22 protein-coding genes are annotated in these 25,601 nt (G+C 40.5%); 13 read left to right on the top strand and 9 right to left on the bottom strand.

Translation table 11 applies throughout. The features are described from left to right. Positions 1 to 84: 84 nt before the first annotated feature. The 3 genes from QMA00_RS02625 to QMA00_RS02615 are packed head-to-tail and all read right to left on the bottom strand — an operon-like array spanning position 85 to position 1,825. Positions 85 to 693 (bottom strand): flavin reductase, encoded by a 609-nt coding sequence (locus tag QMA00_RS02625; protein WP_008464320.1) that lies wholly within the window; start codon positions 691 to 693, stop codon positions 85 to 87. A gap of 11 nt (positions 694 to 704) precedes the next feature. Continuing rightward, positions 705 to 1,430: an SDR family NAD(P)-dependent oxidoreductase gene (locus QMA00_RS02620; RefSeq protein ID WP_008464321.1), complete on the bottom strand. Its 726-nt coding sequence runs from the start codon at positions 1,428 to 1,430 to the stop codon at positions 705 to 707. Next, the gene (locus tag QMA00_RS02615; protein ID WP_008464323.1) at positions 1,427 to 1,825 is read right to left on the bottom strand and encodes a DUF393 domain-containing protein; all 399 of its coding nucleotides are present in this window, start codon (positions 1,823 to 1,825) and stop codon (positions 1,427 to 1,429) included. Before QMA00_RS02615 ends, QMA00_RS02620 begins: the two co-directional genes overlap by 4 nt. A gap of 120 nt (positions 1,826 to 1,945) precedes the next feature. Between QMA00_RS02615 and ppc the strand changes: the two genes are divergently transcribed. Beyond that, positions 1,946 to 4,591: a phosphoenolpyruvate carboxylase gene (ppc, locus tag QMA00_RS02610; protein ID WP_076921690.1), complete on the top strand. Its 2,646-nt coding sequence runs from the start codon at positions 1,946 to 1,948 to the stop codon at positions 4,589 to 4,591. Between the two features lie 122 nt (positions 4,592 to 4,713). Beyond that, positions 4,714 to 5,643: a cytidine deaminase gene (gene cdd / locus QMA00_RS02605; RefSeq protein ID WP_036932763.1), complete on the top strand. Its 930-nt coding sequence runs from the start codon at positions 4,714 to 4,716 to the stop codon at positions 5,641 to 5,643. On the opposite strand, the gene udp is transcribed toward cdd, so the two are convergent. Beyond that, entirely contained in the window at positions 5,632 to 6,387 is a 756-nt protein-coding gene (udp, locus tag QMA00_RS02600; protein WP_008112319.1) for a uridine phosphorylase, read from the bottom strand. The genes cdd and udp overlap by 12 nt on opposite strands. Before the next feature lie 412 nt (positions 6,388 to 6,799). On the opposite strand from udp, the gene QMA00_RS02595 reads away from it, so the two are divergent. From QMA00_RS02595 to QMA00_RS02555, 9 genes are all read left to right on the top strand, one after another. Next, the gene (locus QMA00_RS02595) at positions 6,800 to 7,909 is read left to right on the top strand and encodes an arginase family protein (RefSeq protein ID WP_008464328.1); all 1,110 of its coding nucleotides are present in this window, start codon (positions 6,800 to 6,802) and stop codon (positions 7,907 to 7,909) included. Between the two features lie 146 nt (positions 7,910 to 8,055). Further along, the gene (locus QMA00_RS02590) at positions 8,056 to 8,460 is read left to right on the top strand and encodes a transporter substrate-binding domain-containing protein (RefSeq protein WP_290155890.1); all 405 of its coding nucleotides are present in this window, start codon (positions 8,056 to 8,058) and stop codon (positions 8,458 to 8,460) included. Further along, a complete protein-coding gene (locus QMA00_RS02585; RefSeq protein WP_290155888.1) occupies positions 8,460 to 8,711 on the top strand; it encodes a hypothetical protein in 252 nt (83 codons plus the stop codon). The genes QMA00_RS02590 and QMA00_RS02585 overlap by 1 nt, the downstream gene beginning before the upstream one ends. 120 nt (positions 8,712 to 8,831) lie before the next feature. Further along, positions 8,832 to 10,121, top strand: a complete 1,290-nt coding sequence (locus QMA00_RS02580) for a hemolysin family protein (RefSeq protein WP_036983877.1) — start codon at positions 8,832 to 8,834, stop codon at positions 10,119 to 10,121. 201 nt (positions 10,122 to 10,322) lie between these two features. Next, positions 10,323 to 11,492 carry an efflux RND transporter periplasmic adaptor subunit gene (locus QMA00_RS02575; protein ID WP_076921693.1) on the top strand — a complete coding sequence of 390 codons (1,170 nt, stop codon included), beginning with the start codon at positions 10,323 to 10,325 and terminating at the stop codon, positions 11,490 to 11,492. Positions 11,493 to 11,504: 12 nt separating this feature from the next. Beyond that, positions 11,505 to 14,636, top strand: coding sequence for an efflux RND transporter permease subunit (locus tag QMA00_RS02570; RefSeq protein ID WP_076921694.1), 3,132 nt, complete (start codon positions 11,505 to 11,507; stop codon positions 14,634 to 14,636). Beyond that, positions 14,636 to 16,045 carry an efflux transporter outer membrane subunit gene (locus QMA00_RS02565; protein ID WP_008112328.1) on the top strand — a complete coding sequence of 470 codons (1,410 nt, stop codon included), beginning with the start codon at positions 14,636 to 14,638 and terminating at the stop codon, positions 16,043 to 16,045. Before QMA00_RS02570 ends, QMA00_RS02565 begins: the two co-directional genes overlap by 1 nt. A gap of 138 nt (positions 16,046 to 16,183) precedes the next feature. Then, entirely contained in the window at positions 16,184 to 16,804 is a 621-nt protein-coding gene (locus QMA00_RS02560) for a TetR/AcrR family transcriptional regulator (protein WP_008464339.1), read from the top strand. Positions 16,805 to 17,112: 308 nt separating this feature from the next. Continuing rightward, positions 17,113 to 18,735, top strand: coding sequence for a diacylglycerol kinase family protein (locus tag QMA00_RS02555; protein ID WP_076921696.1), 1,623 nt, complete (start codon positions 17,113 to 17,115; stop codon positions 18,733 to 18,735). Between the two features lie 42 nt (positions 18,736 to 18,777). Here the strand turns inward: QMA00_RS02555 and QMA00_RS02550 are convergent, their stop codons facing one another. Together QMA00_RS02550 and QMA00_RS02545 are read right to left on the bottom strand one after the other, a co-directional pair. Beyond that, positions 18,778 to 19,086, bottom strand: a complete 309-nt coding sequence (locus QMA00_RS02550; protein WP_076921697.1) for a VF530 family protein — start codon at positions 19,084 to 19,086, stop codon at positions 18,778 to 18,780. Between the two features lie 97 nt (positions 19,087 to 19,183). Further along, positions 19,184 to 19,486 (bottom strand): DUF1496 domain-containing protein, encoded by a 303-nt coding sequence (locus QMA00_RS02545; protein WP_076921699.1) that lies wholly within the window; start codon positions 19,484 to 19,486, stop codon positions 19,184 to 19,186. 104 nt (positions 19,487 to 19,590) lie between these two features. On the opposite strand from QMA00_RS02545, the gene QMA00_RS02540 reads away from it, so the two are divergent. Then, a complete protein-coding gene (locus QMA00_RS02540) occupies positions 19,591 to 19,824 on the top strand; it encodes a TIGR02647 family protein (protein WP_008112333.1) in 234 nt (77 codons plus the stop codon). Between the two features lie 9 nt (positions 19,825 to 19,833). On the opposite strand, the gene maiA is transcribed toward QMA00_RS02540, so the two are convergent. Beyond that, on the bottom strand, positions 19,834 to 20,463 hold the full coding sequence (gene maiA, locus QMA00_RS02535) for a maleylacetoacetate isomerase (RefSeq protein WP_016899147.1): 630 nt from the start codon (positions 20,461 to 20,463) through the stop codon (positions 19,834 to 19,836). A 7-nt stretch (positions 20,464 to 20,470) separates the two neighbouring features. After that, entirely contained in the window at positions 20,471 to 21,772 is a 1,302-nt protein-coding gene (gene hmgA, locus QMA00_RS02530; RefSeq protein WP_076921701.1) for a homogentisate 1,2-dioxygenase, read from the bottom strand. Positions 21,773 to 21,924: 152 nt separating this feature from the next. Between hmgA and QMA00_RS02525 the strand changes: the two genes are divergently transcribed. Further along, positions 21,925 to 22,356 (top strand): MarR family transcriptional regulator, encoded by a 432-nt coding sequence (locus QMA00_RS02525; protein ID WP_028834128.1) that lies wholly within the window; start codon positions 21,925 to 21,927, stop codon positions 22,354 to 22,356. A gap of 48 nt (positions 22,357 to 22,404) precedes the next feature. Here the strand turns inward: QMA00_RS02525 and QMA00_RS02520 are convergent, their stop codons facing one another. Further along, positions 22,405 to 25,533, bottom strand: coding sequence for a TonB-dependent receptor (locus tag QMA00_RS02520; protein WP_290155880.1), 3,129 nt, complete (start codon positions 25,531 to 25,533; stop codon positions 22,405 to 22,407). Between the last annotated feature and the right edge of the window lie 68 nt (positions 25,534 to 25,601).

The following is a 25,601-nucleotide window of genomic DNA, read 5'->3' as shown; positions in this document are numbered from 1 at the left end:
ATTAATTGCGATTAGTGAACAAGGGACTGAACAAATGGGGGGAGTTATCAAGTCCCTCATTCCCAAGGACTTGATAACCTTGGGCTATTTTTTCGCGTAGGGTAAACGATTGAGCTTATTCGCCGTGTGGTAGCTATCTAACCCTGTAACTGCAACTGTGTCGATGGCTTGTAAGTCTAAGAAGCCATCACTTTGGAGTGCTGATTCATCGACATACACATCCATTATTTCACCAATAACCAGCTCAGTGCCATTAACTGCTAGATGTTGATTCTCTACAAATTTTACCGCGTATTTAAGTCGACTTTGTGCAACAAATGGAGCGTTAAACTCGTTTAAGTACTCTGTTTTTAACCCCGTAGCATCAAACTCAGACTCATCTTTAGCGTAACGTGCCGATGTTTGGTGTGCTTGCTGGTATATATCACTGTTTACTTGATTAATGGTATAGATACCTGTTTCTATAATATTTTCAAATGTATGCCTTGGTACGCTGTGCGGGCGCATTATCATGCCTACTAGCGGTGGGTGTGCGCCTAAATGAATAACTGAACTGACAATGGCTAGATTAGTATTACCTTGTAAGTCTTGTGTGCCAATTAAGTTTGCACTTTTAAACCCTGAAAGTGAGTTGATAAAGTGTGTACGGGTATGTTTTTCAAGTGCGGCTATGCGGTCTTTGGAAAAATGCATGTGTTTGTTCCTTACCATTTTATGGTGTTTCCTTGCCAATCTAGGTAGGCAGGTTCGCCGTTGAGTTCTAGCTGTGGGTTTTCGTAAGTAAATTTAAATAATTGCTGAGCAACAAAGTCAGGGGTAAACAGTTTATCTGCGGGCACATTTTTTTGAAATGGCTTAGAGAGCTGTGTATCTGTAGTACCTGGGTGAAATAAAATCAGTTTGGTATTTTTAGCGCGACGAGCAAGTTCAATGGCGGCTGTTTTAAATAACATATTCAGCGCAGCCTTGGATGCGCGATAAGTATACCAGCCACCCAATTTATTGTCGTTAATACTGCCTACACGAGCGCTCAAAGCGGTAATTGTGCAGTGAGTTTTATGATTAAGCAGCGGCACTATACTTTGTAAGCACAGCAGGGGGACAAGTGTATTAGAGTGCAAAAGCTGCATAAAATAATCACTGTTAATTTCTTCGAGCTTTTTTTCCGGCATGTGCTGGTCGTTATGTAATTGACCATTAAATATTATTACCTGAGCAAGCTCAATTTGTTGTGACTTTAACGACTGGGTTAGCTCATTTAGGCTTTGCGCAGAGTAGTCGCTGTGGAAATAGGTTTCCTTGTCATCATTATGCTCAATATTCGATGAGCTGACACAAATTATATTAAATTGTGTTGCTTGCTGATTTAAATGATTTACGTAGGATTGTGCAATGGCGCTACTGGCGCCAAATAAAATCACTGTTTTCATTTTTCACCTTTAGATTTCATATTGCATTGACCATTACTACACTGCGCATTGGGCATTAAAAAACGGCTAATGTGGTGACGATATTTTGCAAAAAAAGTGTAAGCATGATCGGCAAAAAAGCGAATTACTGGCAAACGAATTATTTTAAGCCAGCGGTATTTTCCAACGATGCGCCAAGCTTGATAAGTGACGTCTAAGCCGTAAATCATCTGCCCCTTATCAGTTTGGGCGTGCAATAAATCCATGGCATTTTGTTTATCGATTGCAGGAAAACGCTCACTAAAATCATCCGCATTTAAATCTTCTAGTGTAATTTTATGATCAACATCGGCACGTTTTAAATGTTGCATTTCTGCATTGCAAAGGGGGCAACTGCCATCGTAAAAAATGATCATTTTGTCGCTTTGTGTTTATTTTACATATGCTTTTTTACGACAAGACAATGCAAATGGATCTATTAAATATTCCCTCTTAGTGATATTAATAGGTCTCCAAGAAACGAAGGAGAGCTAGAAATGAGTGAACAATATGCCGCCTTGCGAGGTAATGTTAATCTACTTGGGCAATTATTAGGACAAACTATTAAAGATGCCCAAGGCCAAGAGATTTTAGATAAAGTAGAAGAAATTCGGGCTTTATCAAAATCATCTCGCAGTGGCAATGAAGCCGATCGCCAAGCGTTAATTGATGTACTCCATGCGCTCAGTGATGAGGAGCTTTTACCGGTTGCCCGTTCATTTAATCATTTTTTAAACTTAGCTAATGTTGCAGAGCAGTTTCATACCGTATCACGTTTTAATGATGTTGGTTTTTGCCAACTAAATCCTCTCACTCAAACATTAAAAACGTTAGCAGCAAAGGCCGAACAAGGTCAGCTTAATCATAATCATTTAGCCGACACACTCTCAAAACTCCACATAAACTTAGTACTAACCGCTCACCCAACCGAAGTGACTCGCCGTACTATTATTAACAAACATGTTGAACTAAGCGATTGTTTAGCGTCGCTTGAGCGTACCGACAACCTTGCGCAAGAGCGCGAAGCGATATTAAATCGAATTGCGCAGCTAATTAGCCAAGCTTGGCATACCGACGATATTCGTCGTTCTCGTCCAAGCCCTGTTGATGAAGCTAAATGGGGCTATGCGGTAATTGAAAATAGCTTATGGGATGCCGTGCCACGTTTTTTACGTGAGTTTAGCCAGCATGTTAAACAGCATTTGAGCCTTGAGCTACCTGCCAACTACAGCCCGATAGAATTTACGTCGTGGATGGGGGGAGATCGTGATGGTAACCCGTTTGTAACCGCCGAGGTGACTAAGCAAGTACTCGATCATGGCCGTTGGATGGCGCTGGATTTATACCAGCGTGATTTAGAAACTTTGTGTGCTGAACTTTCTATGTCTGATGCCAGCGATGAGCTTATTAAACTGGCAGGGCAAGAGTTTGAACCTTATCGAGCCGTGCTCAAAGCGCTTAAAAATCAAGTGGCTGAAACAGTGATGTACTTAAGCGCTAAAATTAAAAATAAGCGTACAGAATCACAAGATTTAATTACTGATATTAACCAAATTAAGCACCCAATTGAGGTGTGTTATCGCTCATTATTAAAATGCAATATGCAAGTGGTTGCTGATGGCTTGCTATTAGATGTGATCCATCGTGTAAATAGCTTTGGTTTGCGTTTGGCTAAACTGGATGTGCGACAGGATTCGTCAAGACACAGCGATGTGTTTTCTGAGTTAACCCGTCATTTAGGTATTGGCGATTACAATCAGTGGGAAGAGCAAGACAAACAAGCTTTTTTACTGACAGAGCTCAATTCACGTCGTCCGCTAATTCCTAGGCATTGGCAACCAAGTCCAGAAGTGCAAGAGGTGCTTGACACCTTTGATGTTATTGCGCAACAAGATGAAAAAACCTTTGGTTTATATATTATTTCTATGGCCCGAACAGCTTCTGATATTTTAGCGGTGCAGTTATTACTTAAAGAGTCAGGCTGTGGTTTTGAACTGCCTGTGGCGCCTTTATTCGAAACCTTGGATGATTTAAACGATGGCCACAACGTCATCACTACGCTTTTAAATAACGAGTGGTACCGTGGACACATCAAAAACACCCAAAATGTAATGATTGGCTATTCAGACTCAGCCAAAGATGCAGGCATGATGGCTGCTGGTTGGGCACAATATGAGGCAATGGATAAGCTCGTACAACTAGCGGATGAACGCGGTATTGAGCTTATTTTATTCCATGGACGTGGTGGTACGGTTGGACGTGGTGGTGCGCCTGCTGCACAAGCATTGCATTCTCAACCGCCGGGGTCGTTAAAAGGCGGGCTTAGGGTAACAGAGCAAGGTGAGATGATCCGCTTTAAATTTGGCCTGCCTAATGTTGCATTACAAAGCTTAAATATTTATGCAGGTGCGGTACTACAAAGTAATTTATTGCCACCACCAGAGCCTAAATCACAGTGGCGCGAAGTAATGGTATTAATTAGCGATGTGTCGTGTGAGCATTACCGTAATGTGGTGCGCCACGATGAAAACTTTGTGCCTTACTTTAGAATGGCGACACCTGAATTAGAACTGTCAAAACTACCGTTAGGCTCAAGGCCTGCAAAACGAAATCCAAATGGAGGGGTTGAGAGCTTACGTGCTATTCCATGGATTTTTGCGTGGAGTCAAAACCGGTTAATGTTACCTGCATGGTTAGGTGCATTAAGTGGACTTAAAGCCGCGCTTGAAAAATATGGGATTGAAACCTTAAGCGAAATGAGTTTGCAATGGCCGTTCTTTAGAGCACGTTTAGAAATGCTAGAAATGGTATTTAGTAAAGCGGATAGCTGGTTGAGTGAGCATTACGATAATGCGCTGGTGGAAGAGATGTATAAGCCTTTAGGTGTTGCCTTGCGAGAGGAACTTGGTGAGGCGATGACGTTAGTGCAATCATTAAGCCCACAAAAAAGCTTATTGGCTGATCAGCCTTGGATCAAAGAGTCTATTGGGCTTAGAAACCCATACACCGACCCGCTTAATGTATTACAAGTTGAGCTATTACGTCGTTCTCGTGGCGATGATAAAGGCAATGAAAATGATATAGACAATGCCTTGATGATCACTATGACCGGTATTGCAGCGGGTATGCGTAATACAGGTTAATCCAAAACTAGATTAGTTTTAGAGGGAACACACGACGTGTTCCCTTTTTTTACGTTGAATAGGCTGGTATTTAGTTTGCCAACCTTTTACACTACTTGGCCATTGAACAAATAAAAACTATTATGGCTTCAGCAACTTTTAAAGTGCAACATAATACAGCACTTAGCAATTCACACATTTCTCTAAACGTAGCGCAAACGCAAGCTCTACGCAGTCAATTAAAAACTCAACGCGGTATTTTATATTCAAGCGATATTAAAGCGCTTTGCACCGAGCTTAATGTTAGCGACGATGCATTATTACAAGGCTTAGTGCCTATGGCTTCAGAGTTTTCCGTTGCACCTATTTCCAAATTTCATGTCGGCGCAATTGTAAAAGGGCTTGATTCACAAGGAAACACCACTTTTTACTTTGGCGCTAACGCTGAGTTTGACCATCAAGCACTTAGTTTAGTGGTGCACGGTGAGCAATCTGCCATTAATAATGCCTGGTTAAATGGCGGTAAAAAAATTCTTAAAATAGCGATTAGTGATGTCCCATGTGGGTACTGTCGTCAATTTATGAATGAACTCGCTGATGCGAAAGAGCTTGATATTTTACTGCCAGCACAAAACTTTAAATTGGCAGAGTTATTACCTCATTCATTTGGACCAACCGATTTAGGCAATGAGCACAGCTTATTTAACCCAGCAGAGCAAACTAATTGCTTTGAAAACAAACAACTTGATGAAAAGCTGATGAGCTATGCTTTAGCGGCTTATGTGCCATACAGCCAAAATTACAGTGCAGTAAAAATAAGTACGTTTGAAAACGGTGATTTTTATGGCAGCTATGCAGAAAATGCAGCGTACAGCCCGAGTTTATCGCCATTACAAAGTGCTGTGAGTCAGTTGTTTTTAGCAGGACTGAGCTTTGATAAGCAAACAGTTAAATCAGTTACGTTATTAGAAACGGCTGGTCATGAAAACCAATCAGGGGTGGCAAAAGCCGTGTTAGCAAGCTTTACTGGCTTGCCAACACTTGAGGTTATTAGCGTAACATTAGCCAAGTAACACTTTAGCGGCTTCAAGTACCACGGCAACCGATTTTTTCTCAATCTCGCCGTGGTCTACGTTAGGAATTTCTTGACGTGTTCTATTTACTAATACACCTGCAACACAGGCTGCTTGTAGGCCAAGAGCGGCACACATAGTAAATAAAGTAGCCGATTCCATTTCGTAGTTCATCACGCCTAGTTTTTGCCATTCTTCACAGCTACCCTGTAATGACTTAGGAACATAACCAGAATGCGTATCGTAACGCTCTTGTCCTGGGTAGAAGGTATCGCTTGAAGCGGTGATACCGATATGAAAATCGATGTTTAGGTTTTCACAGGCTTTTACCATCGCTTGAGTGGCAAAAAAATCAGAAACAGCTGGGTAGCACAGCGGTGCAAAATGCTGACTCGCGCCATCTAAACGAACTGAGGCTTGGCTAATTAAAATATCGCCTTCGTTAATGTGCGGCTGAATCGCGCCTGTTGTGCCAATGCGAAGAAAGCTACGTACGCCAAGTTGAGCCAGTTCTTCAACCGCAATTGACGTTGAAGGGCCGCCGATACCGGTTGAACATACAACCACTGAGTGGCCGTTTAATTGGCCTAAATAAATGTGAAACTCACGCGTTTGAGCAAGGCAGGTTGGATTATCTAAGAACTGTGAAATGCGTGCTGCACGATCTGGATCCCCTGGAACAATAGCCAGTTTCGCACCTTTTAAATCATCAATACACAGTCCTAAGTGAAATACCTTTTCCATAACTAAGCCTTTTTAATAAGAGTTGTTGTCAATTTAACATGATTACGAGAAACCTAAATGAAGTACAGGACGGATGTCCGTATTGATTTATTCATCAACTCTGAATATTCAATCAATGGCTAAAATCACTAACAAAATGAGCCAGTTGACTTGTTTGCTCAGACACTATATTCATACCTCAGAGCAAACCAGTAGCTAGCTAAAAGAGTTGTTAGCTAAATTTTAAATTGTTTATATTCATAAGGTTAGTTAGTAGGTTTTGTATTGTTTTGCCGCTGACCTAACCTCGCAAAACACAACGTTCAGTGATTTTTATAACCACAGACAATTAATTTTTAATTTATTCAGCGTTCGTCGTTTTGCATAACTACTCAATAATAGACAAGATATTCAGATTGAAAAAGGGTTTACAATGAGCACACAATTTCAAGCATTTAAAAATAAAGTTGAACACTGTTTATGTGCACCTGGCGACGGTGTATTCACGGTTAATACGGCAAAAGAACGCAAAGCAGCACTCAGAAATAAATTATATGGTCAAACTGAAAATGTCGATGCTTTATGGCGTGACTCGCTAAATGAATTACCTAACTCACCCCACAAAGCGGTTATGCTGGGGATTAGCTCTGATTGTGGTGGTGGTATTTTACGCGGTGCAAACTGGGGGCCTTTATTTTTACGTTCAGCTTTAATTGACCAGCAAACACAGTGTCGTTCATTTGACTTAGGTGATGTGCGCGTAATACCGCATTTATTACACGATAAATACTTAAACGAGGCAACAATTACCAATTGCCAAAAAGCGCTTTATGGCAATGACAATAACGATCATTTCGTAAGTCCACTGTCTATTACCGAAGATGTATGTGACAGCTTTTATGCAACATTCCAAGATAAAGGCATTTTTGGCATTGGTGGCGATCATTCTATTAGTTACCCGCTGACAAAAGCGTACTTAAAAGCAAAGCGTAGCCAAGGTAAGCGTACGGCTATTATTCATTTTGACGCCCACACCGATTTATTGGTTGAGCGTTTAGGCATCGATTTATGTTTTGGCTCTTGGTGTACCCATATTTTAGAATTTTTACCCGCGCCACATCATTTAATTCAATTTGGTATTCGCTCAAGTGGTAAGCCTAAATCACATTGGGAAAGTACCTTTGGCGTTAAACAGCACTGGGCAGCTGAAATTATTGAGCGTGGCGCAGCCGCTGTTGCTGCCGATACAATCGCGCAATTAAAGGCCGACAAGGTTGATGAAGTGTATGTAAGCTTTGATATTGACGCACTAGATGCGCAATTTGCCTCTGCGACAGGTACGCCTGAAGAAAATGGATTAACACCACAGCATGCGCTTGATATTTTGTCAGCTATTGCTGATGAGTTTCCAATAACCGGTGCAGATATGATGGAAATCGCACCGTTTACCGACAGCTCATTAGTGGGGCAATCAAGCTCAGAGACGACGCTTAGAGAAGGCGCTAAAATTTCAGCATTCTTAATTGCAGCAATGAATCGTTAATCCCACAGGCCCAAAATTGGCTATTTGTAAATAATCCGCTATATTAAATTTGCTTTTACCAAAAAAGTAACATCTTAAATTTTATATAGTGGGTTATTGTGACTAAGTGGTATTGTGTATTATTGCTCATTGTAAGCCATCATTGTGTGGCTAAACTTACTGTTGTAACAGAGAACTTCGCGCCTGCGCAGTATCTGGACGCGAATAACAATTTAGTAGGTGATGCTGCCGATAAAGTCCGATTGGCGCTTGATAGCGCAGGCATTGATTATTCAATTTCTGTAAACGATTGGAGTATGGCTTACAATATTGCACTGAGAGATCCCCAAACCTGTATATTTTCCATTTCTCGTTCGCCTGAACGGGAAAATAATTTTATTTGGTTTGCTAAGCTTGCCCAATTTGACACTAATTTTTACTCCCTTAAAAGCAAAGGTATTTCCTTAACTAATTTAGAGCAGGCTAAGCAATACCGTATTGCGGTTTTAAAAGATAACTACACAGCCATCATTACTTACTTTCAAAAGGCTTTAAAGAAAACGAAAATTTAATGTTGTTTAGTAGTTTTGATAATATTTTTAAGATAATTCAAACACGAAGTTCGAGTATTGATTTAGTGGTTATACCTGCGCAGCGAATAAACCATGAACAATCTCATTTATTAAACAAATTACAACTCGAATCACTCATGCCCATCAATGCCCATCAAGCCCCTTTATATTTTGCCTGTAATAAAAATCTACCCGATAACGTAAAGCAACAACTTAGCGCGGCTTTTTCTTCATATGAGTCTAAACTATAAATATTAAGTGTTTGATTTTTATTAATTATTAATATTATTTAAATATCAATTGCCCTGTCTATAAAAGCGTCTATAATCCAGCTGCTTTTGCTTGTAAAAGCGATTATTTTGGAGTTATAAATGGGTGATTTAATCGGGATTGCGTTATTAATCTTGATGAGTGCGTTATTTGCGATGTCAGAAATTTCGATTGCCGCTTCACGCAAAATTAAGTTAAGAGTAATGGCGGACGAGGGCAATGTGCATGCTTTGGCTGTTTTAAAGTTGCAAGAGCAGCCTGGGGCTTTTTTCGCCATGATCCAAATTACGCTCAATGCGATTGCCATATTAGGCGGGATTGTTGGCGAGCAAGCATTGTCTCCTTACATGCAAGAAATACTACAGCTGTTTTATCAAGGTCCATTACTTGGGCAAATTAGCTTTGTATTATCGTTTTTAATTATTACCTCGTTATTTATTTTATTTGCCGATTTACTCCCAAAGCGTTTAGCGATGATTTTACCTGAGGCCGTTGCGGTGAGGGTGGTGACAATTATGCGCTGGGTTACTTTTGCGCTCACGCCACTGGTATTATTTTTTAATGGCTTAACCAATATTGTTTTACGGGTGTTTAAAGTGCCCAGCGAACGTGAAGATATTGTGACCACTGAAGATATTGTTGCGATGATGGATGCTGGTGCTGAATATGGCAGTTTACAGCAACAAGAGTATGATTTAATAGGAAATGTATTTGATTTAGAAGCGCGTTTCTTATCAAGCGTTATGTCACCGCGTGAGCAAATTGTTTATTTTGATATTGATGAATCTAGCGACGATATAGCAAATAAAATTATAGATCACCCGCACAATCACTTTTTAGTGTGCAAAGGCAATCTTGATAAGTTAATTGGCTCTGTTGAGTCTAAAGATATTTTACGCCAAGTACTCAAAGGTGAGGCGGCAAATATTAACGATGACATGCTTGATAAAGATATTTTTTTCTTGCCCGAAACATTGAGTTTATCTGAAGCGTTAAATGCGTTTAAAACCGCTGTACATCCTTTTGCGGTGGTAGTTAATGAGTATGCTTTGGTGGTTGGGATTGTTACGGTTAAAGATTTAATGAAAGGTTTTATGGGCGATTTAATTACTCATCAAAGTGAAGAGTTAATTATTGAGCGCGACGCGAGTTCTTGGTTAGTAGATGGCTTAACCCCGATTGTTGAGCTGGCGAAGGTACTTGAAATTGATGAATTTCCTGATCAAAATCATTATGAAACCGTGGCCGGATATTTAATCTATACCATGAAACATATTCCTAAACGCGCAGAGTTTGTTTTATTTGCAGGTTTTAAATTTGAAGTTGTGGACGTGGAAGGAATTCGTATTGAGCAATTACTAGTCTCTAGAGTTAATACTGACAACGAATAATGACAGCCAACATAGCTTAAGAGCAGCCAATGAAAGTTCATTGACTGCTTTTTTTATGGGTGTTGCTTAAATAACTCAGCTGTTATTTGTGTTACTTATCTATTCAATTGTAAAAATGTGTAAATGTTGCTCAGTAGCTATTTTTAATTGCTTTACTTTAGTTTAGAATGATCGTTCATTCTAAACTAAAAGGTATTTTACATGCAGCGTTCCCGCATCGCTTTTTTTGTATTTTCGGCCCTCGTTGGTTCTGTTGCTTTAAGTGGTTGTGATCAGGTTGCTGAACAGCCTAAGGCTTCTGCTCCTGCAGCGACACCTGTTGGTGTGGTCACCTTAACAAGCCAAGCTATTACACTTAAAAAAGAATTACCAGGGCGTGTTAGTGCGTTTCAAATTGCTGAAATTCGTCCTCAAGTAAGTGGTATTGTTCAATCTCGCTTATTTGAAGAAGGCACACAGGTTGAGCAAGGCCAAGCGCTTTATCAAATTAATCCTGACATTTTTGAAGCAGAACTCGCAGCCAGCAAAGCGGCCGTTGCGCGCGCAGAGGCTAGTATTGCAAGCAGTAAATCTAAAGCGTCGCGTTATAAAGAATTACTAGAAATTAAAGCGGTAAGCCAGCAAGACTTTGATGAAGCCGATGCAGCATATAAGCAAGCACAAGCCGAGCTATTAACAGCAAAAGCACAGCTTAAATCTGCACAAATAAACTTAGATTACAGCCATGTATCTTCTCCGATTAGTGGTCAAATTAGTAAATCGAACGTTACTGTTGGTGCGCTTGTAAGTGCTAATCAAACAACGGCACTGGCAACCGTTACCCAGCTTGACCCTATCTATGTTGACTTAACGCAATCAAGCAACGAGCTAACTCAACTTAAAAAAGCCATTTCTTCTGGTTCACTAAGTGTTGACTCAAAAGCACAAGCCGACGTTGAGCTGCAAATGGTAGATGGCTCTATTTACCCAATTAAAGGCACGTTACAATTTTCAGAAGTAACTGTAGACCCAAGCACTGGGTCGGTAACTTTACGCGCTAAATTCCCAAATCCAGATAAGTTATTACTACCGGGTATGTATGCACGTGCCTCAGTGGTTGAGGGTGTAAAACAAGACGCTATTTTAGTGCCGCAGCGTGGAGTAAGCCGAAACACCAAAGGTGAGCCAACAGCGATGGTTGTAAGTAAAGAAAACACCGTAGAAAGCCGTGTGTTAAAAGTAGATAGAACGATTGGCTCTAACTGGTTAGTTACCGCTGGATTAGCTGATGGCGATAAAGTAATTGTTGAAGGCTTACAAAAAATTCGCCCAGGTGCGCCAGTTAGCCCTTCAGAAGTTTCACCGTCTGCAACAGCCGACAAAGCGCAATAACGGAGAGTTTTAATGTCACGATTTTTTATCGACAGACCCATCTTTGCGTGGGTGCTTGCTATCGTGGTTATGCTTGCAGGTGTGTTGGCTATTCAAAGTTTACCAATAGCACAATACCCGTCAATTGCACCGCCAGCAATTAGCATTACCGCTACTTACCCAGGGGCATCAGCTCGTACCCTAGAGGATACGGTTACCCAGGTTATAGAGCAAAAAATGAAAGGACTAGATGGCTTGTTGTATATGTCATCTACGTCTGAGTCGAGTGGTTCGGCTACGCTTACGCTTTCATTTAGCGCTGATACAGACCCAGACATTGCACAGGTACAAGTGCAAAACAAGTTAGCCACAGCTACACCGCTTTTACCAGAAGAAGTGCAAAGGCAAGGTGTATCGGTGGCTAAGTCTGCACGTAACTTTTTAATGGTATTAGGTTTTGTATCAAAAGATGGCAGCATGACCAATATCGACATTGGTGATTATGTTTCATCTAATGTGCAAGATATTATCTCGCGTGTTGAAGGGGTGGGTGAAGTTCAGCTATTTGGCTCTCAATATGCTATGCGTATTTGGTTAGACCCAGCTAAGTTGCAAAACTACAAATTAACCCCTGCTGATATTAGCACCTCAATTAGTGCGCAAAATGCACAGGTATCTGCTGGTCAATTAGGGGGCATGCCAGCGGTTGAAGGCCAGCAGCTCAATGCAACGGTAACAGCACAAAGCCGTTTGCAAACCGCAGCAGAGTTTGAACAAATTATAGTAAAAGCAAACGCTGATGGCTCGTTTGTTCGCCTTAAAGATGTAGCGCGTGTGGAGCTAGGTGGCGAGAGCTACCGTGTTGTAGCTCGTTACGATGGAAAACCTGCATCAGGCCTAGGTATTAAGCTTGCCAGTGGCGCCAATGCCCTTGATACAGCTGAAGGTGTAAAAGCTGCGATTGCAGAGCTTAAATCGTTTTTCCCTGAGGGATTAGACGTTGTTGTACCCTACGATACCACCCCTTTTGTATCACTATCGATTGAAAAAGTGGTTAATACCTTAATAGAAGCAGTGGTACTCGTTTTTGTTGTTATGTATCTGTTTTTACAAAACTTCCGCGCTACGCTTATTCCAACGATTGCTGTGCCGGTGGTGTTACTCGGTACTTTTGGTATTTTGTACACGTTTGGCTATTCAATAAATACATTAACCATGTTTGCCATGGTACTTGCCATAGGCCTACTGGTTGATGATGCCATTGTTGTAGTAGAAAACGTTGAGCGTGTAATGAGCGAAGAAAAACTCTCTGCGCTTGAGGCAACACGTAAATCAATGGATGAAATTAAAGGCGCGCTAGTGGGTATTGCTATGGTGCTGTCGGCGGTATTTATTCCGATGGCGTTCTTTAGTGGCTCTACCGGTGTTATTTATCGTCAGTTCTCTATTACATTGGTATCAGCAATGGGACTATCGGTATTGGTGGCGCTTATTTTAACACCTGCGTTGTGTGCTACGCTTTTAAAACCAAGCCATGTTCACGATAACAGCTCGTTATTCGGTCGTTTTTTCAGTGGTTTTAACCGCGGATTTGATAAAACTAATACAGGCGCACAAAGTCTTGTCAGTCGTATGATCCGTTTATCTAAGCGCTATCTTTTATGTTATGGCCTTATTGTAGCGGGTATGGTGTATATTTTTTCAAGCTTACCAACGGCATTTTTACCAGATGAAGACCAAGGTATTTTGTTTAATCAGGTGTCATTACCAGCAGGCTCAACGACTGAAGAAACGCTTGAAGTAGTTAAAAAAGTAGAAAAACACTTTTTGAACGATCAATCGGATGCTGTAAATGGTATTTTCACGGTGACTGGATTTAGTTTTGCAGGTTCTGGCCAAAACTCAGCAATTGCCTTTGTTAACTTTAAGCACTGGGATGAGCGTCAAGGCGAAGGTTTATCTGTGCAAGCAGTTGCAGGTAAAGCAATGGGCTATTTTTCTACCATTAAAGAAGCGTTTGTATTTGCATTTCCGCCGCCAGCGATTGTGGAACTAGGTACAGCCAATGGCTTTAATATGTTTTTACAAGACCGTGTTGGACTTGGCCACGAGGCTCTACTGGCCGCGCGTAACCAGTTATTAGGCTTAGCAAGCCAAAGCCCAATTCTCGCGGGCGTACGACCTAATGGCCAAGAAGATATGCCTGAGTTACAGCTGGATATTGATCTTGCAAAAGCAGAAGCGCTTGGTGTGTCGCAAAGTGATATTAATAGTACGCTTTCGACGGCGTGGGGTAGTAGTTATGTAAATGACTTTATCGACCGTGGTCGCGTGAAAAAAGTATACCTGCAAGGCGATGCTGAATCGCGAATGGTGCCTGAGGACTTAAACAAGTGGTATGTACGTAATGATAGCGGTGATATGGTGCCATTTTCAGCATTTGCCAGTTCGCATTGGACCTATGGTTCGCCACGTCTTGAGCGTTATAATGGTTTTTCTGCTATGGAAATTCAAGGAACAGCTGCGCCAGGTTACAGTACAGGGCAAGCAATGGATGAAATGGAACGTTTAGTCAAGCAACTACCTAACGGTATTGCCTCTGAGTGGACTGGTATTTCGTTTCAAGAGCGATCAAGTGGCGGTCAAGCGCCGTTGTTATATGGATTATCACTGTTATTTGTATTTTTATGTTTAGCTGCGCTTTATGAAAGTTGGTCAGTACCATTTGCAGTAATGATAATTGTGCCACTGGGTATTTTTGGTGCGATTGTAGCCGCCTTTATGGGTAACTTATCAAACGATATTTACTTACAAGTGGGTTTATTAACCACCATAGGTTTAGCCTCTAAAAATGCCATTTTAATCGTTGAGTTTGCGATTCATAAAATGGAAGAAGGCTTAAGCTTAGTTGACTCGGCGATTGCCGCTGTACGCCTTCGCTTACGTCCTATTTTAATGACCTCAATGGCCTTTGTGTGTGGTGTGCTTCCATTAGCTATTGCCTCAAGTGCTGGTTCAGGTGCACAAAATGCATTAGGTATTTCAATTATTGGTGGAACACTTGCCGCCTCGTCATTGGTTGTTATTTTTGTACCGTTGTTTTTTGTTTTAGTACGTAGACTGTTTTCAGGAAAGGCTAAAACCACCTCCGAGGAGGAAGTATAATGAGTTTAAGAGCAATCAGTTTTAGTGCTTTTACTTTAGCAATTTTATCTGGATGTCAGTTAGCTCCTCAAAAGGAAGCGCTAAATTTACCTGTCCCTGATGCGTATGCATCAGAGACAGGGGATGAGCAGGTGTCCTCGTTAAAATGGCAGCAGTTTTTTAATGATGAAAAACTTAAAACACTGATATCACAAAGTCTTGAACATAATAAAGACCTACAAATAGCTGCTCTAAATGTTCAGCGCGTGCGTGGTTTGTATCAGATTGAAGATTCAGCGTTATATCCATCACTGGATTTTAATGCATCAGGAAGTCGTCAGCGTTTACCCAGCGATTTATCAGCAAGTGGTCAACCACAAATAAGTTCTCAATACAGTGCAACGGTAGGCATGACGGCTTACGAGTTAGATTTATGGGGTAAAGTACGCAATCAGTCAGAGCAAGCATTACAAACGCTTTATTCAACTCAACTGAGCCAATACACCATGCAAGTGTCGTTAATTGCAGAGCTTGCTAATGCCTGGTTAAATTACGCGACCGATCAACAGTTGTTAGCGTTGGCACAAGAGACGTTATCATCGCAGCAAGCATCCTTATCATTAACCCAAAAAAGTGTTGATTTAGGTGCCGCTTCTAAAATTACGCTGGAACAGCTTAAAAGTACGGTAGCCACAGCGAAAGTTGATATTGCTAAATACCAACGTTTAGTGAAACGCGATAAAAACGCGCTTGATTTATTAGTAGGTAAAACGGTAGGTGAGGATTTACTGCCAAGTAAGTCATTAAATTATTTATTAGACTTGCCTAGTGTCCCTGTGGGTTTACCTTCTGATTTACTAACGCAGCGACCAGATATAAAAGCAGCAGAGCATCAGCTGTTAGCCGCTAACGCTAACATTGGTATTGCCCGTGCAGCGTTTTACCCGAGCATTAGTTTAACTGCCAATGCAGGAACTGCATCACGTGATTTAAGTAATTTATTTGATGCAGGCTCAGGCACATGGAGCTTCATGCCATCGGTAAATTTACCTATTTTTAATATGGGTCGAAATCAAGCAAATTTAGATGTCGCTAACGCAGAGCAACAAGTTGCTGTAGCAACGTACCAGCAAAAAATACAGCAAGCATTTCGTGAAGTTGCTGATGTACTTGCGGATAGAGAAGGCTATAACGCACAGTTAATGGCTCTTGAGGAGTTATTACAAAGCCGAAAGACAACCTTTGAATTATCGCAGGCGCGCTACGACAAAGGGGTTGATAGCTTTTTACAAGTGCTTGACGCTCAGCGAACTTGGTATAGCGCAAGGCAGCAATTGATCACGGGCCAACAAGCTGTGCTTGCAAGCCAAATCAATTTATACAAAGCGGTTGGCGGTGGCTGGCAGACCACTACTTCAACCGTTAAGTAAATTAGTACGCATAAAGCCTGTTAACAATAAAAGGTTTTATGCGCGATTAAAGTAATGCCCGTTTAGCGTTTATTTTTTGTGATCAAAGCAGTAAACGCTAAATATTTCGAGTTGAGAGACTCGATACTGGAGTTTCAAATGAAACCTAAAAATAAAAAACACCTAGATCCGGTGCAAGCACAAGCGCGTCGCGAGCAGGTATTAACCGCCGCTGCTGATTGTTTTCGTCGCAAAGGCTACCATGGCGCAGGTATGGCAGAAATAGCTAAAACAGCCGGGATGAGTGCCGGCCATATTTATAATTACTTTGAAAGTAAAGAAGCCATAATTGAAAGTATTATTGAACAAGATATGGAAGAAATGTTTTCCATATTTCAAGAGTTTGAAGATCAACCTGGCGATATTTTAACAGTGTTACTTGATGGCTTACACCATGGTGTGCAGCGTCATATGGACACGGGGGCCTGCGTAGTTGACTTAGACATGATGGCAGAGGCCAGTAGAAACAAAAAAGTCGCTTTATTACTACGCGAGGCTGATACGCAAGCACGTAACAGAATGCGTGATTTATTAGTCAGTGAAAGTAGTTTAATAAAATCACATTCAGAGCAAGAACTCGAAAGCCGCATTAATGTGATTTTCTCAGTGATGGCCGGACTGCTATTACGAAAAATGTTATTTCCTGAATTGACCGAGGAAACTGTATTGATTGCACTGCGCCCAGCGATGAAAACATTACTTATGCCATTTGATAAATAATAAGTTGAAGCATTAAATAACTATGAATATTTGACTGATATTGTTGTAAATATGAAAGAGTCATATAAATTAAGCTGCTTTTATTTAAGCGTAATCAATAAAAACTGAGTACGATGTTTTAGCGTGAAGTCATTCCTTTTTATATTATAAAAGCATTGATTAACAGTGGGTTATAGCCAATTGATGTGATATCAACGCCGGTGGCGAAACGACAACAAACAAGATAAATTGCTTTTTTGGCGTATTATTTGCAAGTTAGGACTATATTAAAGGCGCTAATATGGCGCTGCCAACTTAAAGGAGATCACATGTGGGCTGCAGTCAGTTATCTTGTAACAGCATTAGTATTTATAGTACTGGGGTTGAAGGTTAATTCTGTTTACTTCGCGGTTGCATTTTTTTGGACGGCGCTGTCGCTGATATTGGTCAGCGGTGCTTATTTTTTTAATGCGGGGAAAATATTCAGAAAGCGAGAAAATGGCGTTATCCCTTTTTACATTCGTTGGGCATTTGTTCCTTTTTTGTTAGGTGCACAAATTTATAATGCATGGTCACGCAAACACGATAAGGTACCCCCAATTCAACAAATAAACGATAACTTATTTTTAGCATGTCGTTTGTTTCCCTCTGATATAGATACATTAAAAGAAAATGGCATTACCGCTATTTTAGATGTGACTTGTGAATTTGATGGACTTGAGTGGACATCTACCCAAGAAAATATTAGTTATTTAAACATTCCTGTTCTTGATCATAGTGTGCCTACTCACTCGCAATTAAACCAGGCAATTAACTGGATCCATCATCATATAAAGAAAGACCGTCGTGTTGTGGTGCATTGTGCATTAGGTCGCGGACGTTCGGTGTTTGTTATGGCAGCGTATTTATTGAGTCAAAATAAAGAAGCTGATGTACATGACATTCTTGCTCAAATTAAAGAAACACGTGAAACAGCCAATCTTAATAAACGCCAATTACGCCATTTAGTTAAGCGCCACCGAAGAGGTGAGCTACTGATAAAAAATAAAGCATATTTAATTGCTAATCCTGTATCAGGCACTAAGTTATGGTCTGAAAAAGAGCATTTAATCGTTACACGTTTATCTGCTTATTATGATTTAACCATTTTAAAAACTACACCGGAACAAAACGGCATTACATTGGCTAAACAAGCTATAGAGCACGAGCCTGATATTATAATTGCCTGCGGTGGAGATGGCACTGTCACTGAGGTTGCGAGTGTTTTAGTGGGTACGTCTTGTCGATTAGGAATTATACCGTTGGGGACAGCTAATGCGTTGGCCCATGTGCTGATGGGAATAAAATCTAAATTTATTCCTGTTGAGCAAGCGTGCGATTTAATAATTGATGGTCAGACAAACCTGATCGATACCGCATATTGTAATAACGATTTGATGTTATTGCTAATTGGCATTGGCTTTGAGCATGCAATGATTGAAAAAGCAGATAGAGAGTCGAAAAATAAATCTGGCCAGCTTGCTTATTTAAATGGGTTTTTACATTCCTTTGGCGAGAATAAAGCGCAAAAGCTGATGGTTAAATTAGATGATAATGAGCCTGAAGCTATTAATACAAATAGCTTTATTGTCGCTAATGCTGCCCCATTTACAACCCTTTTAGCCCAAGGTGGGGGACAACCCGACCACCGTGATGGATTATTAGATGTAAATTGGCTAACGCCAAACAAAGATAATGAAACCACGATATTAAGTATTGCAGAGCTGATGTTTAGCAGTATTACGCAAACGCATCTTGCTATTAACTCGCATTATACTAACGCAAAACGTGTAGAGATAAGCGCAGATCAAACGCTAGATTATGTAATTGATGGCGAGGTTAAATCTGCCGATAAAGTGGTAGTGAGTATTCACCCTGCTTCATTGAATGTAATATGCCAAGAACAAAACTAACTGACTAAAAATGGCGTAAATATTACGCCATTTAGCACTCATTTATTTTTTAATGGAGGGCCATACAAAATCTGATGTATCAGGTTGCGTGGGCTCTGTTAGTTTTGGTTTATTTCTGGGTTTTCGTAGCGGTTTATTACTCATGGTATGAATATAAAGCGCTTCTACTTTATCCCTTGCCCAAGGCGTTTTACGTAAAAATTTTAAGCTTGATTTTATACTTGGCGAATCGGTAAAACATTTGATATTTACTTGCTCGCCCATTGCTTTGAAGCCTAAACGTTGTTCTAGTTCAACAAGGATTTGCTCTAAAGTTACCCCATGAAGCGGGTTTTTTGGTTGATTATTCATAGTCACACTGCTTTTTTAAACTGCATGTATTGTAACGTATACCGCCGCATCTTAATAGTTTGGAGATGGCTGGCAGATTCCAGATTGTTAATCTTGATTAATTTACGGTAATGGTTGCAGGCTTCTTGGGATAAATAAGGTTACCTTGCTTATCAAGCTTTAGCCACATCAACTGACTGTTGCTATGTTGGGGGTATTTTGCGGCACAAATAAGGGTAACAGAATGAACCTGCACTACGGCACCTTCGCTATAGCGTTTATTATCATACCAGCACTCAGTGTTTGTGTTTATAAGCTGGGTAGCATCAACAACAGAAAGCGTTTTTATTGTGTTTGCGTAGCTTAAAGCTGAAAAACACAAGCATAAAACAGCAATAATAAAAGTAAAATAATAACGCATGAATAACCTCAAGGTGTTTAAAATAAGTACACTTAGCAAAAAAACATGCTAGGGTAAGTAAGACAACTTCAGTAAAACACAGAACAATAAAAAGGTGAACACATATGCTATTTAATCAAACTATGATTGATGAATTTACACTACTAGCAAAATTTCCACGCGAGAGCAAAATGCAGGGAATTAAACTTCATTCAGACGCTGAACCCGCCTTACTAAGCGCAGCACAACGTTTGTTCGATAAAGGGGTTATAGATAGCCCAGATGGCGGTTATTTAACCGAACTGGGCTTAGATTTAATTGAGCATGTGACGGTAATACACAGTGCACTTAAAAGTTAATTTACTCTATTAGTTTGCATCAGGTTGATTTTCAGGGGCTGCATCAATAAAGGCTGCCAACTCATTACAACGCTGATATATGGCTGCTATTTTAGGGTAGGCAGCCATATCTACTTTAAAACGAATGGCATTAAATACCTGCGGTACTAAACATACATCAGCTAAGCTTGGCGACTCGCCTGCGCAAAATGTATTTTTACTATCGAGCATGCGTTCTATTTTTTCAAAACCCACTTCAACCCAGTGGCGGTACCATTTATTTTTTGCTTCATCATCAACATTGAGTTCACTACTTAAATACTTAAGCACACGTAAATTATCAATCGGGTGAATATCACACGCAATTGCATAACTTAAATTGCGAATATGTGCTTTTTGCCATGCATTACCAGGCAGCAATGGTGTTTCAGGGTATTGCTCTTCAAGGTACTCTAAAATTGCTAGAGATTGACCTAATACGCCGTCTTCTGTTTCTAAAGCAGGTAAAAGTCCTTGGGGGTTTTTCTGTAAGTAATCTGTGCTTTGTTGCTCTGATTTTAATAAGTTTACCGGCACCAACTGGTGATCAATATTTTTTAGGTTTAATGCGATGCGCACTCGATACGCTGCAGATGAGCGAAAATAAGTATAAAGCTTCATAATCTAATTACCCTTGATTACCGTTAAAGTGTTTTTTAATTGTGCGCCAGCAGTCAGTGTAATTAGCTTGGCGCTCTTTACCTTCTAATGCGTATTTAGTTGGCGATATTACATAACGTGACTCAAACATAAACGCCAGCGTATTATCGTAGCGTTGTGGTTCTAAGTCCGCGTTTGACGCTTTTTCAAATACATCCGCCTCAGGACCATGCGGCGACATACAGTTATGTAAGCTCATCCCTCCAGGGACAAAACCATGCTCTTTTGCATCATAAACGCCTTCAATTAAACCCATAAACTCACTCATAATATTACGGTGATAGTAAGGCGGGCGGAAGGTGTTTTCAGCGACCATCCAACGTGGTGGGAAAATAGCAAAATCGATATTTGCAACGCCTTCAGTGCCTGATGGCGAGGTTAGTACCGTGAAAATTGATGGATCGGGGTGATCAAAGCTAACGGTATTCATGACATTAAAGCGGGCTAAGGCGTATTTGTAAGGCGCACTGTTACCTGTCCAAGCAACAACATCAAGAGGAGAATGACCAATATCACAACGAAACATATTGCCATTAAATTTAGCAATAAGTTCAAATTCGCCTTCGATGTCTTCAAAAGCCGCTACTGGATATTGAAAGTCACGGTCGTTAGCATAACCATTTGCGCCAACAGGGCCGCGCTCAGCAAGAACATAAGCATGGCCGTAGTTTTCACAAATGTACCCACGGGCTGTGTCAGTTAATAATTGAACCTGAAACTTAATGCCGCGCGGAATGACCGCAATTTCACCGGCTTTAATACTTAAATGCCCGAGTTCTGTTTTAAGTAATAACTCGCCGTGTTGTGGTACAAATAACATTTCGCCATCGGCGTTATAAAAAAAGCGCTTGTCCATTGATTTGTTGGCGACATAAACATGAATGCCAATACCGGCTTGCCCATTGGCGCTGCCATTTGCAGCCATGGTGATCAGCCCATCAATAAAATCAGTAGGTTCTGCTGGTATATCAATGGGATCCCAACGAAGCATGGTGGGCGGCGTTGGCACTTCAGTAATAGGCGCTGTTCTAATTAAGCCATTGTCTATGGCTGTGTAATCGCCTTGTACAACTGATGGACGAATACGGTACATCCACGTGCGGCGATTATCGGCGCGCGGAGCGGTAAATGCAGTGGTACTAAATTGCTCTGCGTATAAATCGTATTTTACTTTTTGCGGGCTAAATTGCCCTATCGGTAATGCACCAGGCAGCGCTTCGGTTTCAAATTCATTACCAAAGCCGTTCATGTAGTTTAATTGTGTCGCCATTACTGACTCCTGTGAAAGTGGGGGAGTGTTATATTTTTGTTATTTACGCTAAGATACTCTCAAGTGAGACTAATATCAAACACACTGATTATGACCCTTGTAAATAAAAGTGAACAAATAAAAGTCGTATGTAAATAAATAAGTGATTCAATATGAAAATAGATTTAACGACATTTTTACCTTATCAATTAACACACTTAGCAACACAGGTAAGTAATGATTTTTCGAGTATTTATAAAAAAGAGTTTGATTTAACTATTCCTCAGTGGCGAATAATCGCTAATTTAGCGCAATCTGGGCAAAGCACAGCAAAGCAGCTATGTATTCAAGCAGATATGGATAAGTCGACAGTATCAAGAGCGGTAAAAACGCTAATAGATGAAGGGCTTATTTATAGTGAGTTAAATAAGCATGATAAGCGCGCTGCATTTTTGATGCTAAGTGATAAGGGCATGGCTTTATATGAAAAAATAACGCCACAAGCATTGCAGTGGGAGCGTGCATTATTAAGCTGCCTGTCGGATGCTGAACAGCATCAGCTAATCGCAATTTTTGATAAATTAAAAAATAAATTACAGGCATAAAAAAGCCCACAAAGTGGGCTTTTAAATACACTAATTTAATCAATCAAATTAGAACGTGTAACGAACACCTACACGCATTTCCCATAAAGAGGCATCGCGTTGTACAGACTGTTCAGCACTACGTGCACTGAAGTTTGAGTAAACGTATTGACCTTGGTCATTAATATTTACTTCAACCATCTTATTACCCACGAAAGAACCTTTTCTTAATACACCCCAATCATCGTTTAACATATTCGTTAAGTTATCGATTACGAAGAATGCTTCACCTTTATGGCCATCCATAAAGCCAGGTACTTCTTGAGTAATTTTAAAGTTAAATTTAACGAACCAATCAGAGTTTTGTTGGTTACGACCTGTGATTTCACCACGTTTAAGGCCTTCAGATGCAATAAAGTCGTTAAACTCATTGATTTCATCCGCACTCATGTTGTAGACAACATTTGGATCATTTTCAAGTGGTACATACAATAATTGACGCGCGCCATTTGAATTGTCGTCACCAAATTGAATATCACCCGCACCCGTGTCGCGATTACTCTTGTAGGTAAAGCTATATGGTAAACCTTTGTATGCCTCACCAAATAGGTTGAAGCGAGTGTTATAACCATCGAAGAACTCGTGTTTATAACCTAGGTTTAATGTAAAGCGATGTGGGATTTCGTAATCAGATGATGCTACGCCAGGGTTACCTGGGTTTGATGTTGCTAGGTTACCGTAGTTTGAGCTGGCTACAGAGCTAGTCATTGGGTTTACATCATCTGCATCAGTGTAAGCGTATGAGAACTGAACGCTAACGCCATTATCAAACGCTTTGCTCACTGCTGCTGAAATGATTGATGATGAACCGCTATCGCCGTTAACATTAGTCAATAAAAGCTCGCCATCACGACCTTCAATTGATTCATACAAAGGACGACCGTCAAAGCTAACTTCACCTGTAGGGCGAAGTGCGATATCTTGTAATGTCGCTGCATCGCGTTTATCAGTGTAAAGGTAATCTAAAGCAATAACATAATCGTTTTCAGTAGTGTAGGTTGCACCTACTGAATATTTCCATTCTGATGGAATTTCAAAGTTAGGATCAACAGCGTTAACAGTACCATCACCTGAACCGATTGGCGTATTAGCTACCTTATCAAACTGAGATTTTGGAATATCAAAACCTGGGCCCGCACCTGTAACTGTAACGTTTTCAGGAGCAAATAAGTCTACGCTACCAAACTGGTTAGCACTAATATTTGTAATACCGTCATTTGAGTATGAGTTAGATAACCATACATTTGGATTACCGCCTGAGAACAAGCCAACACCCGCACGTACTTCTAGTGCATCGGTTGCATACCACTCAAAACCTACGCGTGGTTGAATTAAATCAATACCGTCAAAAGTAGACTGATTGCTAAAACCGTAACGATTAGTGAAATTCTGATTTAATGTTGGTTTGTCATCGCTTGAATAGCTGTCGTAACGAAGACCAAATGTTAATGATGCATCGATATCTGAAAAGCTGTATTCATCTTGTACATAAAATGTATTTTGTGAATAAGCAAAGTTAGCAGCTGCATCATTTGGGTTATTCGTACTTGCAGAGTTATTATAATAAACTGCATTAGCAATCCCATTTCTGTATGCGTCAATCGAAGCAAAACGCCATTCACCTTCAGTATGTTGTACGAATTGGTTAAATACTTCTAACTTTTCATACTCAAAACCAGCGGTAATTGTGTGCTGATCAAGGTAGTAGGTACCTGAGAATTTAGCTGTTGTGGTATCGTAGTTTAAATCATTTGATTGACGAGAGTCATCAGGACCAACGTACACCGTGGCATTATCTGTGCTGATTTGGAACTCACCAAAACCGCTTGCTGCGTCTAAAGATTGAACGCGAGCGTCAAGCTCTGATTTACCTAAACGAACTTCAGTTGAAAAGTTGTCATTCCAATCAGAGTAAAGTGATGCAACGATTGAGGTAAACTCAGCACCTTGCTCATAAAAGTGGCTGTCAAATGCGAGCTCATCACCATCTGCATCTGATTGAGATAGGGTAAAGCCATCATTGTAGTTATAAATTAGGTTAGCACGATGATCATCGTTGATGTTCCAATCTAGCTTCACTAAGATTTTTTCATCTTCTACTGGTGAGCTTGCTGGTGTAGCACCGGCTTCGTAACCATAAACATCACGTGTAATTTGTTTAATTTCATCAATTTCTGCAGAAGACACTAAAGATGAATAGTTAAACTGTTTAACACCTTCAAGTTTCTCGTAAGAGGTAAACAAGAAAAGCGTATCATTGATTAGTGGTAAGCCAACGTTGAAACCATAACGTTTTTCACTGTAATCGCCGTTGTCAACGTCATTACCTTCAATCTTATCGCCTTTCATTGAATCGTTAGTGTAATCGTAGAATACACCACCGTGAATGTCGTTGCCGCCAGATTTGGTCACAGCGTTGATGTTACATGATGTGAAACCACCATATTGAACATCAAAAGGGGCTAATTCTACCGCTACTTGCTCGATTGAATCAAAAGAGAACGGAGCGCGAATAGTAGGGTAACCGTTTGAGCTTAAACCAAAGTTATCGTTCATGCGAACGCCATCAAGGGTTAAGCTGTTAAAACGTGGATTACCACCACCACAGTTGATTGAACCACGGCTATCATCGATAGCAACGCGAGGGTCAATACGAATAATATCTTTTAAATCACGGTTAATAGCTGGTTGATTTTCAAGATCGCTTAATGTGAATGTTGAAGCAGGACCCGTACCACCAGACATAGTGCTGATAGGGCGCCCAGTTACTACAATTTGTTCAACATCTGAGATATTTTCAAGTGAAGTATTAACAGGGTAGTCGCTACCAATGTTCAAGATAATATTATTGAACTCTTGGTCAGCGTAGATGTCTGAGTCTACGATTACTTTGTAAGGGCCGCCAACACGAAGTCCTTTAGCAGTAAAGTAACCTGCGTCATTTACTTCAGTTGTTTTAACAGAGCCTGAAGGAACGTGTAAAATAGTAATTTTAGTTCCTGCAGCAGGGTTACCGTTAGGTCCAGTTATTTGACCTTTAATTGCTGAGGTTGTTTCGTTTGCAATTGCAGCACCACTCACACCAACACATGCTGCTATAGCAAGTGATAGAGCTGTTTTGCGAAGTTGAATTTTCATTTTATTTTCCCGTGTAGTTAAATAAACTTTTAATAGCTTTTTTATTTTAATTTTGGATTAAGCGACCG

The sequence above is a fragment of the Pseudoalteromonas sp. APC 3694 genome (assembly GCF_030407565.1).
In the GTDB taxonomy this organism is placed as follows: Bacteria; Pseudomonadota; Gammaproteobacteria; order Enterobacterales; family Alteromonadaceae; genus Pseudoalteromonas; species Pseudoalteromonas tetraodonis.
Note: the sequence above shows the minus strand (reverse complement) of the source record. Positions and strands in the feature narration are given on the sequence as shown.